12 protein-coding genes are annotated in these 17,763 nt (G+C 65.0%); 11 read left to right on the plus strand and 1 reads right to left on the minus strand.

All coding sequences use genetic code 11. The annotated features are described in order from the left end of the window. Window positions 1-118: 118 nt before the first annotated feature. Window positions 119-1,135 (minus strand): aminopeptidase, encoded by a 1,017-nt coding sequence (locus tag ETEE_RS11245; protein ID WP_034163191.1) that lies wholly within the window; start codon window positions 1,133-1,135, stop codon window positions 119-121. Window positions 1,136-1,578: 443 nt separating this feature from the next. Between ETEE_RS11245 and ETEE_RS11250 the strand changes: the two genes are divergently transcribed. The 11 genes from ETEE_RS11250 (at window position 1,579) to recD (ending at window position 17,739) form a co-directional block, all read left to right on the plus strand. Further along, window positions 1,579-1,905 (plus strand): DUF3561 family protein, encoded by a 327-nt coding sequence (locus ETEE_RS11250; protein WP_034163277.1) that lies wholly within the window; start codon window positions 1,579-1,581, stop codon window positions 1,903-1,905. 347 nt (window positions 1,906-2,252) lie between these two features. Next, complete coding sequence (gene lgt, locus ETEE_RS11255) at window positions 2,253-3,122, plus strand: prolipoprotein diacylglyceryl transferase (protein ID WP_034163192.1); 870 nt, start codon at window positions 2,253-2,255, stop codon at window positions 3,120-3,122. A 28-nt stretch (window positions 3,123-3,150) separates the two neighbouring features. Next, entirely contained in the window at window positions 3,151-3,945 is a 795-nt protein-coding gene (thyA, locus tag ETEE_RS11260) for a thymidylate synthase (RefSeq protein WP_034163193.1), read from the plus strand. A 166-nt stretch (window positions 3,946-4,111) separates the two neighbouring features. Then, window positions 4,112-4,597 (plus strand): prepilin-type N-terminal cleavage/methylation domain-containing protein, encoded by a 486-nt coding sequence (locus ETEE_RS11265; RefSeq protein WP_034163278.1) that lies wholly within the window; start codon window positions 4,112-4,114, stop codon window positions 4,595-4,597. Beyond that, window positions 4,594-5,145 (plus strand): peptidase, encoded by a 552-nt coding sequence (locus ETEE_RS11270; protein ID WP_034163194.1) that lies wholly within the window; start codon window positions 4,594-4,596, stop codon window positions 5,143-5,145. The genes ETEE_RS11265 and ETEE_RS11270 overlap by 4 nt, the downstream gene beginning before the upstream one ends. Next, the gene (locus tag ETEE_RS11275; RefSeq protein WP_034163195.1) at window positions 5,142-5,585 is read left to right on the plus strand and encodes a DUF2509 family protein; all 444 of its coding nucleotides are present in this window, start codon (window positions 5,142-5,144) and stop codon (window positions 5,583-5,585) included. Before ETEE_RS11270 ends, ETEE_RS11275 begins: the two co-directional genes overlap by 4 nt. After that, window positions 5,536-5,880, plus strand: a complete 345-nt coding sequence (locus tag ETEE_RS11280; protein ID WP_225865136.1) for a prepilin-type N-terminal cleavage/methylation domain-containing protein — start codon at window positions 5,536-5,538, stop codon at window positions 5,878-5,880. The genes ETEE_RS11275 and ETEE_RS11280 overlap by 50 nt, the downstream gene beginning before the upstream one ends. Before the next feature lie 70 nt (window positions 5,881-5,950). Beyond that, a complete protein-coding gene (gene recC / locus ETEE_RS11285; protein ID WP_034163197.1) occupies window positions 5,951-9,337 on the plus strand; it encodes an exodeoxyribonuclease V subunit gamma in 3,387 nt (1,128 codons plus the stop codon). Window positions 9,338-9,417: 80 nt separating this feature from the next. After that, window positions 9,418-12,300: a pitrilysin gene (ptrA, locus tag ETEE_RS11290; protein WP_034163279.1), complete on the plus strand. Its 2,883-nt coding sequence runs from the start codon at window positions 9,418-9,420 to the stop codon at window positions 12,298-12,300. Next, complete coding sequence (recB, locus tag ETEE_RS11295; protein ID WP_081926414.1) at window positions 12,300-15,893, plus strand: exodeoxyribonuclease V subunit beta; 3,594 nt, start codon at window positions 12,300-12,302, stop codon at window positions 15,891-15,893. The genes ptrA and recB overlap by 1 nt, the downstream gene beginning before the upstream one ends. Then, window positions 15,886-17,739, plus strand: coding sequence for an exodeoxyribonuclease V subunit alpha (gene recD / locus ETEE_RS11300; protein ID WP_034163198.1), 1,854 nt, complete (start codon window positions 15,886-15,888; stop codon window positions 17,737-17,739). The genes recB and recD overlap by 8 nt, the downstream gene beginning before the upstream one ends. Window positions 17,740-17,763: the final 24 nt, after the last annotated feature.

Genomic DNA, 17,763 nt, shown 5'->3' on the forward strand with positions numbered 1-17,763 from the left:
CGGCTCTCTGAGTAATGTAATGCCCAGATACAGCAACGCAATCCCCCTTTACCTAAAGCCACATTGCCTGATATTTCTCTACATTAGGAAGCCCGCAGCGTATACAGCGGCGGTGGGATCAGCGGGTCAGCTGCTCCAGCAGCGGCAGCAGGATCCTGACCCCCTCGCGGGTGCGGGCTCGGATCCGTCCCGGCAGGTGCCGATCCAAATATTTCATATTGTCGTACTGGGGCTGATGCCAGCTGGTGCCCTGTGCAAACAGGTTGCCGCCGTGGCGCGTCTGGCGCGTCGGATCTTGGCTATCCGCGGCAGAGAGCAGCAGCAGTGGAAGCCCGGCCTGAGAAAACAGCGCCATCCCCTCGTTCTGGGGCGTGGACTGACCCAGCGCCGCGCTGTCGCCGCGTGCGATGCGGATACCGTCGCGTTTGGCTAGCTGTAGCAGGCGATCGCGGCTGCGCTCGGCCAGCGCCTGAGCGTTGCTGGTGGCGAGCAGCCTGTCGCCGCTGATCAGGGAGTCTATGCCGATCACCAGCAGGGTATTTTTCTTCTCCTCCTGTGTCATACGGCTAAGGTAGTTTTCGATCCCCTTGCCGCCGAGCTCCTGCGCACTCAGCGCCAGAAAGCGAATGCCGACCTGGGTTTTTATCGGCCGCAGGCGCTCGGCCAGCTCCAGCATGACGCCGACGCCGGAGGCGTTATCATCGACCCCCTGGAGCGTCAGCCCGCCCAAGTTATGGTTAACGTCGTCATCGCTCTGCGGAGTAAAGGTATCCAGATGGGCGACGATCAGGATCTGCTGAGCGCCGTGGCCCGCTTTTGCGGCGATCACCGAGGTGGCTGTAACGTTGTGCCAGCTGTTTTTACCGTTGCTGTCGCGGTACAGATAGCGGGTCTTAAAGTCGCGCAGGTTGCTGTCATAACCCATCTGACGGAAGCGCTGGTTGACATAGTCGGCCATCATCAGCTCGGCGGGGCTGCCCGCCATGCGGCCGGGGAAATAGGTGGCGATATGGCGCACTTCCTGATCGGCGATTTTTCCAATGGGCTGGTGGGTCTGGGCGCTGACCGGCGCGACGAGCGCGCAGCCCAGGCAGAGCGCGGCCAGGGAGAGAGAGTATCTGCAGCGGGAAAGCATGAGTCGGGCGTCCTTTGTATCGGTCTGTCGATGGCGCGTCACACGTCGGCAGGGGCATTCATCTGCCAAATATTATCGCCTGTGGCAGGGGATTAAACAATTTCTTGCGCGGACAAAGGGGGAAAAATAGCGGGAGTAAGGCCGATGAGAAGGGGATATAACGTCTCCCCTAGGCGTCATGCCTCCGTATGGTGCAATTTAGGCGGCGGAGAGCGCCGCCGGACGCCTCGAGAGGGAGAACAATTGGTAACAAATTTGGCCGTGCAAATGTTAGACGTTTTGGCCCTCGGCGGTATTATCAGCGCATATGCCAGCGTGAGTCTGAGGCCGTACGGCTCTGGCATTCGGTGTTGCGCCTGTCGGCCCTGTTTTGCCCGGCGCGCAGCGGTGAGGCCGATCGCCTTTCCGCGTATGTGAACGCTTTGCTGCCGCAGGATTCGGGTATGCTGATTAATGCCGCCAACAGGCCGGCCGATGAACTGACCACCGGCGAACGCGAAGATCCCTCTTACGCCTTCAGCGGCGGTGTGTTGGGATTTGTTTTCTATTGGCTGGCGTTCGCGCTGCCCTTTGTCGTTTATGGCACCAATACGCTGCTGTTTATGCTGTATACCTGGCCCTTCTTCCTGGCGCTGCTGCCGGTATCGGTGCTGGTGGGGATTCTGATCCACCGTTTGCTCTCCGGCCGTCTGCTGTTCAGCGTGCCGCTGTGCGCCCTGCTGGTGGTCACCCTGTTCTGGCAAACCTTTTCTCTGCTGAGCGGCTGGTAAGCAGGGGGGCGTTGTCCGGCGTTCGCGCCCTCGTCGGCTATCACACGCGCTCGCCGTTTTCTGAAAATACGTTGGGATGGATATATTCCGTGACGATCAGGAAACGATTAAGGCAGAGTGTATGACGGCCATTACCCGGGGGCCCCCCTCGCCGGCGGTGGACACGCAGGGCGCCGGCGCCTGATGCTGCGAGATAAGCCTATCTTTTCGGCTGCGATCCGCCGTGGGGCGATACGCTTTTTTACATAACTTTATCGTTACGCATACCCCGGTTCCTCCACTTTCCTATGTTATGATGCGCCACTTGAGCATTTTATACGGTTTCTCAGACAGTATTGTGGTGACGGATGACGAACTATCTGCATTTTCCCAGTTTTGACCCGGTGATTTTCTCCATCGGTCCGGTAGCGCTGCACTGGTATGGCTTGATGTATCTGGTGGGCTTTGTCTTTGCCATGTGGCTGGCGGTGCGCCGGGCCAACCGGCCGGGCAGCGGCTGGACCAAAGACGAAGTCGAAAACCTGCTGTACGCCTGCTTCCTCGGGGTATTCCTCGGCGGGCGCATCGGCTATGTCCTGTTCTATAACCTGCCGTTGTTTATCGATAACCCCCTATATCTGTTTAAGGTCTGGGATGGCGGCATGTCTTTCCACGGCGGTCTGATCGGGGTGATCCTGGCGATGCTGTGGTTTGCCCGTCGCACCAAGCGCACCTTCTTCCAGGTGTCTGACTTTATTGCGCCGCTGGTGCCGTTTGGTCTGGGCGCCGGGCGTCTGGGCAACTTTATTAACGGCGAGCTGTGGGGCCGCGTGACGCTGGATACGCCCTGGGCGATGCTGTTCCCAGGCTCCAGCAGTGAGGATATGCAGCTGGCAGCGACCCACCCGCAGTGGCAGGCGGTGTATAACCACTTTGGCCTGCTGCCGCGTCACCCGTCTCAGCTGTATGAACTGTTGCTGGAGGGGGTCGTGCTGTTTATTATCCTGAACCTATTTATTCGCAGGCCGCGTCCGATGGGCAGCGTCTCCGGACTGTTCCTGGTGGGCTACGGCGCCTTCCGTATTATCTGTGAGTTTTTCCGTCAGCCCGATGCGCAGCTTGGCCTGTTTGACGGGGTGATCAGCATGGGGCAGATCCTCTCCATACCGATGATCGTGGTCGGCGTTATCATGATGGTGTGGGCCTATCGTCATTCGCCGCGCGCGCAGGCGTCCTGATTTTTTTACGTAGAGAGTTTGAGGTGACATGAAACAGTATCTGGATTTGATGAGAAAAGTGCTGGCAGAGGGGACACCCAAGGCCGATCGTACCGGCACCGGCACCCTGTCGATTTTTGGCCATCAGATGCGTTTCAATCTGCAGCAGGGTTTTCCCTTGGTGACCACCAAGAAGTGCCACCTGCGCTCGATCATTCATGAGCTGCTGTGGTTCCTTAACGGGGAGACCAACGTCAAGTACCTGCATGAGAATAACGTCACTATTTGGGATGAGTGGGCTGATGACAACGGCGATCTCGGCCCGGTATACGGTAAGCAGTGGCGCGCCTGGGGCTGCACCGACGGCCGCCAGGTGGATCAGATCAGTCAGGTGATGGAGCAGCTGCGCCAGGATCCCGACTCGCGCAGGATCATCGTGTCGGCCTGGAACGTGGGCGAGCTGGATCAGATGGCGCTGGCGCCTTGCCACGCCTTTTTCCAGTTTTATGTCGCCGACGGCCGCCTCTCGTGCCAGCTGTATCAGCGCTCCTGCGACGTCTTCCTGGGGCTGCCGTTCAATATCGCCAGCTATGCGCTGCTGGTTCATATGATGGCGCAGCAGCTGGATCTGCAGGTCGGCGATTTTGTCTGGACCGGCGGGGATACCCATCTGTACAGTAACCATATGGAGCAGACGGCGCTGCAGCTGACCCGTGAGCCGCGTGCACTGCCGCGTTTGGCGCTGGCGCGCCGTCCCGCGTCGATCTTCGACTACCGCTTCGAGGACTTCATCATCGAAGGTTATGATCCGCACCCGGCGATTAAAGCCCCCGTCGCCGTGTAATGCGCAGCGACGCATACTCCTCTGTAAACGCCGGCCCTGTGCCGGCGTTTTTTATTGGCGTCAGCCGTATCCCGCCGCGATAGCGCTTGGCCTGCCGTCGTCGCCAGCTTAGGCTGGATGCCGCCACGGCGAGGGCCGCCGTGCCATCGTGCGAATGGGGGCGGTCATGCGGGAGGCGCCGCGGGGATACACCCTGCTGGAAGTGATGCTGGTCTGTGGCGTGCTGGCGATGCTGGCCGCCGCGGCGCTACCGCTCTGGCTGCCGCGCCGCGATCAGCAGCGGATGCTGGCAGAGGGGCTACGCCTGCAGACGTATCTGCTGACGCTGCGCGAGCAGGCCTTTCGCAGCAACGGGGGGCGTCCTATCCTGTTTCGCCGCGGCCGCGGGGGAGTGGCCTGCCTGGTGGCGCAGCCGCAGGACGACTGTCGCGCCGCCGCGGCCTTTATACCGATAGCGCCGCTGCGCCTGGAGGCGCAGATGTCTGCCGACGCCGGGTTTTACGGCGTCCGCAATACGGCGCGTCCAGGGCATCTCCGCCTGAGCGATGAGCGGCGTGCCGTCCGGGTGATCTGGTCGGCGCAGGGGAGGGTGAGGCTGTGCGCAGAGTATGGAGTGTCGGCGCTGACGGCGTGCGATGTCAGCGGGGAATGAGCTTGCTGTCGATCATGGTGGGACTGTTTCTCGGCGCGCTGGTGATGTCGGCCACCCTGCGCCTGGTCAGTGAACTGCGGCGTCAGGGGCTGGCCGCTCAGCGTCAGCTGCAGCGCATGGAGGAAGCGGCGGGGCTGCTGGATCGGCTGGAGAAGGATCTGCGCCGCAGCGGATTTTGCGCGGCGCCCTGTCGCCGTCCGGCGCCGCCGGTGCAGATAGCCGCCGTGCGCGGGGAGCCAGGCGGCTCTTGCGTGCTGCTGGCCTACGATCTGGACGGCGATGGCGCCGTCGAGGAGGCTGAGCGCTTTGGCTGGCGTCTGCGCCAGGGGGCGCTGGAGGTGCGGCGCGGTGCCACGCTCTGTGACGGCGGCGGCTGGGAGCGGGTGAGCGATGAGCGGCGCTGGCGGATCGATGCGCTGCGTATTGTCCGTCGCGCGGCGACCTTTCAGCTGACCCTGAGCCTGGCGGAGCGGCGATACCCCGATGCGCCGCTGGTGCTGCGGCAGTGGCTGGCCGCACCGAATCTAGCGCGGCCAGCCGCCCCGTGAGGCGTCAGCGCGGCGCGGCGCTGTTGGGCACGCTGCTGGCCGCGCTGGCGCTGGCATTGGGCTGGGTGCTGGCGCAACAGGCGCAAACCACGGCGCTGCTGCAGCGTAGCGCGGCGCAGCAGCGATACTGGTACGCCGAGGTGCAGGCCGATCTCTGGCTGACGCGGGCGCAGCGCCTGCGCTGGCAGGCCAGGCCGTACTGGCAATGCCGGGCGCTGGCGCCGTCGTGGTACGCCTGCATTCGCGCACTGGATGCGCAGCGGGCGCTGCTGTGTGTGTCTGGCCAGCCGTCTCCGCTGACCTATCCACTGGTTCGGGTACGCTATCTAGAGGGAGAGGCGCATGAGCGGGATCAACGATATCGGGCGCTGCCCGGCGGCTGGAGCGACTTTGTGCCCGCGGGGATCGTCTGCCCTGCAGCAGGGGAGCACGCTGGTTGAGGTGATGCTGGCGCTGCTGCTGACCAGCGTCGGACTGATGGGGCTGGTGCAGACTCAGCGCACGCTGCTGCATGCGCAGCGGGCGCAGGAGCAGCGTCAGGAGGCTTGGCGCTATGCACGCGGCGCGCTGGCGCAGGCGACGCTGCCGCTGCAGGCGCCGTCGGAGGAGGGGGTGCCGCCGGGGTGGAGCCGGACGCTGGGGCTGCGCGCCGCGGGATCCTGTCGTCTGCTGGTGTGCGAGCTCACCCCGCCGCGGGGGCGGCCTGTCAGCCTGGCAAAGTTGATTTGCCCTTAGCGGGCGATCGCGGTAGCTTTGGCGCACACCCAACAGGCCGCGCAGCAGGGCGGGCCCCACCGGAGAGGCTATGTTTACCGTTTATCACTCCAATCAACTGGATGTTCTGACGCAGCTGATGGCGGCGCTGATGCAGGGGCAGCCGCTGGAGACGCCCTTTGCGCGCGAGGTGATCCTGGTGCAAAGCCCGGGGATGTCCCAGTGGCTGCAGATGGAGCTGGCGCGCAGCTTCGGCATCGCCGCCAATATCGACTTTCCGCTGCCGGCCACCTTTATCTGGGAGCTGTTTACCCAGGTGCTGCCGGATATCCCGCAGCGCAGCGCCTTTAGCAAAGATGCCATGACCTGGAAGCTGATGTGGCTGTTACCGCAGTTCCTCGATCGCCCGGCGTTTGCCCCGCTGGCGCACTATCTGAGCGACGATACGGATCGGCGCAAGCATTTTCAGCTGGCGGCGCGGATTGCCGACCTGTATGACCAGTATCTGGTCTACCGCCCCGAGTGGCTGCAGCGCTGGGAGCAGGGTGGACTGATCGAGGGGCTGGACAGCGCGCAGCAGTGGCAGGCGCCGCTGTGGGTGGCGCTGCGTGACTATACCGAGCAGCTAGGCCAGCCCCAGTGGCACCGCGCCAACCTATATCAACGCTTCATTCAGGCGCTGAAGGCGAGCGACGGCGCCCCGCCGGGGCTGCCGCGCCGGGTCTTTATCTGCGGGATCTCGGCGCTGCCGCCGGTCTACCTTGAGGCGCTACGCGCGCTGGGTGAGCACATTGATGTGCATTTGATGTTCACCAATCCCTGTCGTTACTACTGGGGCGACATTCAGGATTACGCGTTTCTGGCGCGGCTGCAAAGCCGACGCCGCCGCGACTACCTGCTGGCGCAGTGCAGTCTGGGCGATAGCCAGAGTGCGCTGTTTCGTGTGCCGGAGCAGGCCGCTGCGCTGTTTAGCGAGGAGGGCGAGCAGGCGTTGAGCAATCCGCTGCTGGCCTCCTGGGGCAAGCTGGGACGCGATCATATGTATCTGCTGGCCCAGCACGGCCCACAGGAGGTCAGCGCCTTTGTTGACCTGGCGCAGGATACCCTGCTGCAGCGCATCCAGCGGGATATGCTGGAGCTGGAGGATCACGCCTGTATCGCTGCCGCTGCGCCGGCGCTGCAGGATAGTCGGCAGAAGCGGCGGCTGGCGTCGGACGATCGCAGCATCAGCGTACACGTCTGCCACAGCCCGCAGCGCGAGGTTGAGGTGCTGCACGACAGCCTGCTGGATATGTTCGCCGCCGATGCAACGCTGAGCGCCCGCGACGTGATCGTGATGGTGGCCGATATCGACAGCTATGCGCCTTTTATTCAGGCCGTCTTCGGCAATGCGCCGGCTGCCCGCTATCTGCCCTTCGCAATCTCGGACCGCAGCGCCCGCCAGCTGCATCCGGTGGTGCAGGCGCTGCTGGCGCTGCTCGATCTTCCCCATAGCCGCTTTAACGCCGAGCAGGTGCTGGCGCTGCTGGAGGTGCCGGCGCTGGCGGCGCGCTTTGATATCGACGATGACGGTATCCGGCTGTTGCGCCACTGGGTGGAGGAGTCCGGGATCCGCTGGGGGCTGGACGATGACGCGGTGCGTGACTTGGCGCTGCCGGCGACCGGTCAGCATACCTGGCAGTTTGGCCTGACGCGCATGCTGCTGGGCTATGCCATGGACAGCCGCAGTGGAGAGTGGCAGGGGGTGCTGCCCTACGATGAGTCCAGCGGGACGATCGCCGAGCTGGCTGGGCAGCTGGCGCAGTTTCTGGCGGCGCTGCGCGATTGGCGTCAGCGCCTGGGGCAGATGCAGACGCTGGCGCAGTGGCAGCCGCTGTGCCGGGCGCTGCTGGATGACTTTTTTGTCACCGACGCCGATAGCGAAGCGGTGTGTGCGCTGATCGAACAGCAGTGGCTTAAGCTGATTGAAGAGGGACTGGCGTCGGCCTATCCCGAGACGCTGCCGATCACGGTGCTGCGCGACGAGTTGACCGCCCGTCTGGATAATCAGCGCATCAGCCAGCGCTTCCTCGCCGGGCCGATCAACTTCTGCACCTTGATGCCGATGCGCTCAATCCCGTTTAAGGTGGTGTGTCTGCTGGGAATGAACGACGGCGTTTATCCGCGTACCCTGGCGCCGCTGGGGTTTGATCTGATGGCGGGGAAAGCGCAGCGCGGCGATCGCAGCCGGCGTGACGATGACCGCTACCTGTTTCTGGAGGCGCTGCTGTCGGCGCAGCAGCGGCTGTACATCAGCTACATTGGCCGTTCGGTCCAGGATAACAGCGCACGCTATCCCAGCGTGCTGGTCAGTGAGCTGCTGGAGTATATCGCCCAGAGCCATTGTCTGGCTCAGGATGTGGCGCTGGACGTGGACAGCAGCGCCGAACGGGTGATGGCGCATCTGTGCCATACGCACCCGCGGGTGCCGTTTGATGCCGAGAACTTCGATCCGCAGGGCGAGTTCCAGAGCTACGCCAGTGAATGGCTGCCGGCCGCCTGCGGGCAGGGGATCGAGCATCCGCCGTTTGCCGCCCGGCTGGCGCCGCTGCCGTTGGAACACCTGACGCTGGATATGCTGATCCGCTTTTACCGTCATCCGGTCCGGGCCTTTTTTCAGCAGCGTCTGGGGGTCAGCTTTATCCGTGAGGAGAGTGAGCTGCCGCAGGAGGAGCCCTTCACGCTGGATGCGCTCAGCCGCTATCAGATCAACCAGCTGCTGCTTAACCGCCTGATCGGTGGCGATGAGATCGAGACACTGTATCGCCAGATCCGCGCTGCCGGAGCCCTGCCCTTTGGCGCTTTCGGTGCGCTGTGGTGGCAGGCGCAGTGCGACGAGATGACGCAGCTGGCGCAGCGGGTCGGCGATCTGTTCCTGCCGGGGGAGAGCCTGGAGATCGACCGTACGCTGGACGGATGCCGCCTGACCGGCTGGCTGCCGCAGGCGCAGGCGTCAGGGCTGGTGCGCTGGCGCCCCGCAGAGCTGGGGGCGACGGACGGGATCGTGCTGTGGATAGAGCACTTGCTGTTCTGCCTGGCTCAGGGGGGCGGCGATAGCTGGATGTTTGGGCGCAAGAATACGACGTGGCACTTTGCCGGACTCGATGCGGCGCAGGCCGAGCGTGAGCTGGTGCGCCTGATCGAGGGCTATCGCGAGGGGATGCAGGCGCCGCTGCTGCTGACGCGCAGCGGATGGCAATGGCTGAAGTGCTGTTATGATAAGGAAACGGGACAGCTACAGACGACGGACGATGCTCGGCTCGCCAAGGCGCACGGCAGTCTGCTGCAGGCGTGGAACGGGGATGCCTTCAGTCCGGGAGAGGGGCAGGATGCCTATCTGCAGCGGGTGGTGCGCACGTTGGATAACGCGGCGCAGCGAGAGCTCGAAGCACAGGCGCAGCGCTTTTATTTACCGCTGCTGCATCATAATTTGGCGTGATCCTCCGCGACGGCGGGGAGCGGGCAGGCGGGTGCGTTTTCGGGGGCACCCAGGACAGGGGCAAGAGGGGATAGGACGTGATACGTAGACAAAGTGCGACCATCGTACTGTGGATATTACTGCTGTTTTGGGCGCCGCTCGGCGCTGCCGCGCAGGGCTGGCAGCCGCTGGCGCAGAGCATCAACAAGAGCGCCGGCGATCCGCGCGCCTATCAAGCCATCCGCCTGGATAATGGCATGAAGGTAGTGCTGGTCTCCGATCCACAGGCGCCGAATGCGCTGGCGGCGCTGGCGCTGCCGGTGGGATCGCTGGACGATCCGGACAGTCAACTGGGGCTGGCCCACTATCTGGAGCATATGGTGCTGATGGGGTCAAAACGGTTCCCGCAGCCGGACAATCTGTCGGAATTCCTGAAAAAGCACGGCGGCAGCTATAACGCCAGCACCGCTTCATACCGCACCGCCTACTATCTGCAGGTGGAAAACGATGCCCTGGCCCCGGCGCTGGACCGCTTGGCGGACGCCATTGCCGAGCCGCTGCTGGACAAAGGGAACGCCGATCGCGAGCGCCACGCGGTGAATGCCGAGCTGACGCTTGCGCGCTCGCGCGACGGTTTGCGCATGGAGCAGGTCTCTGCCGAGACCCTGAACCCGGCCCACCCCAGCGCCCGCTTCTCCGGGGGGAATCTGGAGACCCTGCGCGATAAGCCGGGTAGCAGTCTGCATCAGCAGCTGGTGGCGTTTTATCAGCGCTACTACTCCGCCAATCTGATGGTGGGGGTGGTTTACGGTAACCAGCCGCTTCCCGCGCTGGCGTCGCTGGCGGCGTCGAGCTTTGGCCGCATTCCCAATCGACATGCGACGGTCGCGCCGATCGATGTGCCGGTAGTGACACCGGCGCAGCAGGGGATCATCATTCACTATGTCCCGGCTCAGCCGCGGCGGATGCTGCGCATTGAGTACCGCATTCCCAACGATAGCGCGGCGTTCCGCAGTAAAACGGATACCTATATCAGCTATCTGATTGGCAACCGCAGCAAGAATACGCTGTCCGACTGGCTGCAGCACCAGGGGCTGGCGGAGTCCGTTAGCGCCGGCGCCGATCCGATGGCAGATCGCAACGGCGGGGTGTTCAATATCAACGTTGCCTTGACTGAGAAAGGGGTGGCCGAACGGGGCCGGGTGATCGCGGCCGTCTACGACTATCTGCGCCTGCTGCGCACCCAGGGCATCAAGCAGAGCTACTTCGACGAGATAGCGCATGTGCTGGCGCTCGATTTCCGCTACCCGTCGGTGACGCGCAATATGGGATACGTCGAGTGGATGGCTGATATGATGCTGCGGGTGCCGGTCGAACACGTCCTGGATGCGCCCTATCTGGCCGATCGTTTCGATCCCAAGGCGATCGCCGCTCGCTTGGACAGCATGACCCCGCAGCGTGCGCGCATCTGGTTTATCGGTTCCGATGAGCCGCACAATAAGATGGCCTACTTTGTCGATGCCCCCTATCAGGTTGAACGCATCACGCCGACCCTGCTGGCGCGCTGGCAGCGCGACGGGCGCGATATCTCCCTGTCGCTGCCGGCCCTGAATCCCTATATTCCGGATAACTTTACCCTGATTAAGCCGGTATCTCCGACGCCAGCGTATCCGCAGCCGATCGTCTCCCGTCCGGGGCTGCGCGCGCTGTATATGCCGAGCCGCTATTTTGCCGATGAGCCCAAGGCCGATATCACCCTGGCGCTGCGTAACCCGCTCGACAGCGACGATCCGCGCGGCCAGGTGCTGTTTGCCTTGACGGACTATCTGGCCGGACTGGCGCTGGATCAACTCTCTTATCAGGCGTCGGTGGGCGGCATCGGTTTCTCTACCGGCTATAGCGATGGCCTGCTGATCAGCGCCAGCGGTTTTACCCAGCGTTTGCCGCAGCTGCTTAGCGCGCTGCTGGAGGGCTATGCCGGATTTACCCCGACGGCGGATCAGCTGGCGCAGGCTAAATCCTGGTACAGCCAGCAGTTGGACGCCGCCGACAAGGCCAAGGCCTTTGAGATGGCGATGCAGCCGGTACGCGCGCTTTCCAGCGTGCCCTATGCCGAGCGCGCCGCGCGCCGCGCCATGCTGCCGTCGATAACGTTGGACGATATCCTAGTCTACCGTCAGCGGCTGATCCGTGCGGCGACCCCGGATCTGATGGTGGTCGGTAACCTCTCTGCTGAACAAGTACGCCTGCTGGCGGATCGCATCAGCGCCCAGCTGCACTGCAGCGGCACCCATTGGTGGTATGGCCGCGACGTGGTGGTCGGCGGAACATCGCTGGCGACGCTGGATAGGCCGGGCAGCAGCAGCGACTCTGCGCTGGCGGCCGTCTACGTGCCCACCGGCTATGATGAGATTCAGGGCATGGCGCGCAGCCAGCTGCTGAGCCAGATCCTGCAGCCATGGTTTTACGATCGGCTGCGCACCCAGGAGCAGCTGGCCTATGCGCTGTTTGTCTTCCCGACGTCGGTTGGCCGCCAGTGGGGGCTGGCCTTCCTGCTGCAGAGCAGCAGCCGGGCGCCCGACTATCTCTATGGCCGCTATCAGGCCTTTTATGCCCAGGCGGAGCAGCGGCTGGCCGCGCTAAGCGAGGCGGACTTCAGCCAATATCGCGGGGCGCTGGTGACCCAGCTGCGTCAGCGGCCGCAAACCTTATCCGAGGAGGCCGACCGTTTCCAGGGGGACTTTGCCCGCGGCAATCTGAGTTTTGATACCCGTGACAGGCTGATCGCCGCGCTGGAGGGGCTGACGCGGGCCGATCTGCAGCGCTTCTTCCGCCAGGCGGTGCTGGCGCCGCAGGGGCTGGCGCTGCTGTCGCAGGTTATGGGACAGAGCACCCAGGGACAGTATGCCCAGCCGGCCGGCTGGGCGCGCTACCCGGACGCCAGCGCGCTGCAAAAGACGCTGAAGATAGAGGTGACCCGCTGATGACGCCGTCGACTCCGCCGGCGCCGCGCGCGCCGATGCCGACGCAGACTCTGGATCCGCTGACCCTGCCGCTGCGCGGCGCCCGTCTGATCGAGGCCTCCGCCGGCACCGGGAAGACGTTTACCCTGGCCGCGCTCTACTTGCGTCTGCTGCTGGGCCTGGGCGAGGAAAACGCCTATCCGCGCCCGCTGGCGGTAGAGGAGATCCTGGTGGTGACCTTTACCGAGGCTGCCACCGAGGAGCTGCGCGGCCGCATCCGCAGCAATATTCACGCGCTGCGGCTGGCCTGCCTGCGCGGCGAGAGCGGCCATCCGCTGTTTGCCAGCTTGCTGGCGCAGATAGCCGATCGAGCGCTGGCGGCCTCTCTGCTGCTGGCGGCGGAGCGGCAGATGGATGAGGCCGCCATCTACACCATTCATGGCTTCTGTCAGCGCATGCTCAGCCACAACGCCTTCGAGTCCGGGGTGCTGTTTCAGCAGACCCTGCTGCAGGACGAGCTGCCGCTGCGCCGTCAGGCCTGCGCTGACTTCTGGCGTCGCCACTGCTATCCCCTTTCCGCCGATCTGGCGGCGGCGGTCAGCCAGCTATGGAGCGGTCCAGAGGCGCTGTTGGCCGAGCTGCAGCCCTATCTGTCCGGCGAGATGCCGCTGCTGCGTCCGGCGCCCGACGCGCAGGAGACGCTGGCGCAGCGTCATCAGACCCTGCTGGCCCGCATTGAGCGGGTCAAGGACGCGTGGCGGGAGCATGCGCACCAGGTGGCCGGCCTGATCGCCGCCTCGGGCGTCGACAAGCGCAGCTACAGCAGCCGCTATCTGCCCAAGTGGATGGATGAGGTGTCGGCCTGGGCGCAGGCAGAGACCCGTGACTATCAGCTGCCGTCGTCGATCGCGCGCTTTGCACAGGCGACGCTGCTGGAGAAAACCAGCAAGGGGGCGCCGCCGTGCCATAGCGTATTCTCGGAGATTGAGTCGCTGCTGGCCGAGCCGCTGTCGCTGCGCGATCTCATGCTGGCGCGTGCGCTCGGTGAAATCCGTGACGGCGTACAGCTGGAGAAGCGGCGCCGGGCTGAGCTGGGCTTTGACGACCTGCTAACCCGGTTGGATCAGGCGCTGGGCGGTGCGGGCGGCGCGGCGCTGGCCGCGGCGATTCGCCAGCGTTATCCGGTGGCGATGATCGATGAGTTCCAGGATACCGACCCCCTGCAGTACCGTATCTTCCAGCGGATTTATACCGCAGACGACGCCAGGTCGACCGAGATAGCGCTGCTGCTGATCGGCGATCCCAAACAGGCGATTTACGCCTTTCGCGGCGCGGATATCTTCACCTATCTGCGCGCGCGCGCGGCGGTGGACGCCTGCTATACCCTGGAGACCAACTGGCGCTCGGCGCCTGGCGTAGTACAGGCCGTCAACGCGCTGTTCTTACGCCTGGAGGCGCCGTTTTTGTTCGCAGAGATCCCCTTTGTACCGGTGGACTCCGCCGCGGCCAACGCGGGACGCCGGCTGACGATCGACGGTGAGCCCCAGTCGGCGATGGCGCTGTGGCTGTATGATGTTCCCGGCTGCACAGCGCAGGAGTATCTGCAGACGATGGCGCGCCGCTGCGCGGCGCAGATCCGTGACTGGCTCAGCGCCGGTCAGCGGGGCAGCGCGCGACTGACCGGCGGTGATGACGGCGAGGCGGGACGCGCGCTGTGCGCCGCCGATATGACCATCCTGGTACGCAGCCGCCACGAGGCGACGGTGATGCGCGATGCGCTGAGCGCGCTCAATATCCCCTCGGTCTATCTTTCCAACCGCGACAGCGTCTTCTCGACACCGGAGGCGCGCGACCTGCTGTGGCTACTGCAGGCGATCCTGACGCCGGCCCAGAGCCGAACCCTGCGCAGCGCGCTGGCCGTAGGCTTGCTGGGGCTGGATGCGGCGGCGCTGGACGCGCTGAGTCAGGATGAGCGGCGCTGGGATGCGGTGGTGGATGAGTTTGACGGCTATCGCCGTCAGTGGCAGCGCCGCGGGGTGCTGCCGATGCTGCGAGAGCTGATAGGGCGCCGCCGCCTGGCGGAGAACCTGCTGGCGACCGCGGGGGGCGAGCGCCGCCTGACCGACGTTCTGCACCTGGGCGAGCTGCTGCAGGAGGCCGCGGCGCAGCTGGACAGCGAGCCGGCGCTGGTGCGCTGGCTGGCCCAGCAGATCGACAGCCCGCAGCCGCAGGCGGAAAGCCAGCAAATGCGTCTGGAGAGCGATCGCCATCTGGTGCAGGTGATCACCATTCACAAATCCAAAGGGCTGGAGTTTCCGCTGGTTTTCCTGCCCTTTGTGGCGACGTTCCGCCGTCAGCGGCAGGGGCTGTACCATGACAGGGCCACCCACCAGGCGGTGTTGGATCTGTGTGCGGACGATGATGCGCTGGCGCTGGCGGATCAGGAGCGACTGGCGGAGGATCTGCGCCTGCTGTACGTCGCCGTGACGCGTGCCGTGTATCACTGTGCGCTGGGTATCGCCCCGCTGGTGTCTGGAAATCGCCGTAAACAGGATGAGAGCGATCTGCATCACGGCGCTATCGGTTATCTGCTGCAGCGCGCCGAGCCCTGCGATGCCGAAGGGCTGAAGCAGGCGTTGCAAACGCTGTCGAATGACCAGATTCGCCTGGAGATCCTCTCTCCCGGCGAGGGAACTCCGTGGCAGGCTGAGCCGATACCGCCGCGCGCGCTCTGCGCCCGCCGCTTTACCCGTCGTCTGCAGGATGATTGGCGGGTGACCAGCTACTCCGCGCTGCAGCAGCACGGCGCTAGCACCTATCTGGAGCTGTTGCCGCGCCTGGATATCGATGCCGCCGGCGAGAATCGCACGGCGGCGGCGACGATCTTCAGCGCCCACACCTTTCCGCGCGGCGCGGCGCCGGGAACCTTTTTACACGGCCTGCTGGAGAAGTTGGACTTCGCCGCGGCGCCGGATCCGGCGTGGCTGGCCGAGCAGTGCCTGGCGCAGGGGATCGATTTGGCGTGGGTGCCAACGCTGGCGCAGTGGCTGACGCAGATCCTGCAGACGCCGCTGGATGAGAGCGGGCTGACCCTGAGCGATCTGGCCCCGTCGCAGCGCCAGCCCGAGCTGCAGTTTTATCTGCCGATTGCCCGCCCGCTGCGGGCGGAGGCGCTGGATGCGCTGATCCGCCGCCACGATGCGCTGTCGGCGCAGTGTGAGGCGCTGGCGTTCAGCCAGGTCGAGGGCATGCTGAAGGGCTTTATCGACCTGGTTTTCTGCCACCGGGGGCGCTATTACCTGCTGGACTATAAGTCCAACTGGCTGGGTGAGGATCGAGCAGCCTATACTCCCCCGGCAATGGCGGCGGCGATGATCGCGCACCGCTATGATCTGCAGTATCAGCTGTATACCTTGGCGCTGCACCGCTATCTGCGTCATCGGCTGGTGGATTATGACTATCAGCGCCACTTCGGCGGCGTCTTTTACTGTTTCCTACGCGGCATGGCGGGCGCTGAGCCGGGGCAGGGGGTCTTTGCCTGCCGCCCCGAGGAGGCGCTGGTCACGGCGCTGGATGCGTTGTTTGCCGGGGAACAGGAGGATAGCGATGCGTGAGTCCCTACTCTCCCAGATGGCGCAGCAGCGTACGCTGCGCCCGCTGGATCTGCAGTTTGCCACGCTGTTGGCCGGGCCGCAGCAGCTGCACCTGGCGCTGGCCGCGGCGCTGGTTAGCCAAGAGCTGGCCGCCGGGCATGTCTGCCTGCCGCTGGCGGCGCTGGATACGGCGACGCTGAGCCAGCGCTTTCCGCAGCAGGCCGATGCCTGGCCTGCACTGCTCGCGGGATGGGACGTCGCCCGCTGGCGGGACTACCTGCTGGCGCAGCCCTGTGTCAGCGGCGGCGAGAGGGCGACGCCGCTGGTGGTGAGCCACGATTGCCTGTATCTACAGCGGCTATGGCGTGATGAGGGTACGGTGGCGGCCTTTTTCGCCGACGCCTGTGCGCAGCCGCGGCGGGTCGATGAGGCGCTGGCGTTGGTGCTGCATCGCCTGTTCCCGACTACGGCCCAGCGCCCGGACTGGCAGCAGGTGGCCGCGGCCGTGGCGGTGACGCGCCGGGCGTCGGTGATCTCCGGCGGCCCCGGCACCGGTAAGACCACAACCGTTGCGCGCCTGTTGGCGGCGTTAGTCGCGCTGGCGCCAGGGCGGATGCCGCGCATTCAGCTGGCGGCGCCGACGGGTAAGGCGGCGGCGCGTCTGGGCGAGTCGCTGGGGCAGGCCTTGGCGGCATTGGCGCTGGCACCGGATCAGCTACAGGCGATGCCGCGCGAAGCGCTGACGCTGCATCGCCTGCTGGGTGCCCGCGCAGACAGCGCCCGCTTGCGCTATCACCGGGATAATCCGCTGCATCTGGATGTGCTGGTGGTGGATGAGGCTTCGATGGTGGATCTGCCGATGATGGCGCGGCTGATCGAGGCGCTGCCGCCGCAGGCGCAGCTGATCCTGCTGGGAGATCGCGATCAGCTGGCTTCGGTCGAGGCCGGCGCGGTGCTGGGGGAGCTGTGCCGCTTTGCCGAATATGGCTTCAGCGCCGCGCGCGCGGCCGAGCTGAGCCGGCTGTGCGATGCGCCGATCCCCGCCGGAGAGACGCAGCCTGCGGTCGCCCTGCGTGACGCCATCAGCCTGCTGCGTCACAGCTACCGCTTCGACGCCCGTTCAGGGATCGGGCAGCTGGCGCTGGCCGTCAATCGGGGCGATCGCCGGATGGCTATGGCGTGCCTGGCGGATCGCTTTGCCGATCTGCATTGGCATGAAATCGCTCAGGATGAAGACTACCAGACGCTCTTAACGTGCTGTCTGGCGGGGTATCGCCCGATGCTGGAGGGGATCCTGCGCGGAGAGGCGCCGGCGCAGATCCTGGCCGAGTTTGCCCGCTTCCGTCCGCTGTGCGCCCTGCGTGAGGGCCCCTTTGGCCTGCATGGCCTTAACGACCGTATCGCCCTGACGCTGCAGCGGGCGGGGCTGATCCGGCGCACGCATGAGGGGCAAAAGCACTGGTATGCTGGGCGTCCGGTGATGATCACCCGCAACGACGCCAGTCAGGCGCTGTTTAACGGCGATATCGGTATTACGCTGGGCGATGAGCAGAGCGGCTGGCAGGTGTGGTTTATGGGCAGCGACGGCGCGCCGCGCGCGGTACAGCCCAACCGGCTACCGCCCCATGAGACGGCCTGGGCGATGACGGTGCACAAGTCGCAGGGATCGGAGTTCGACCATACGCTGCTGGCGCTGCCGACCCAGCCGTCGCCGGTGGTGACGCGTGAGCTGGTGTATACCGCCATCACGCGGGCGCGGCAGCAGCTGACGCTCTTTGCGACCCGGCCGGTGCTGGAGCGGGCCATTCGCACGCCGACCGAACGGCGCAGCGGGCTGATGGCCCGTCTGCTGGCCGCCGCCGATTAAGCGGCATGTGGCGAGGCACCCGCG

The organism is Edwardsiella anguillarum ET080813 (assembly GCF_000264765.2).
GTDB classification, from domain to species: Bacteria; Pseudomonadota; Gammaproteobacteria; order Enterobacterales; family Enterobacteriaceae; genus Edwardsiella; species Edwardsiella anguillarum.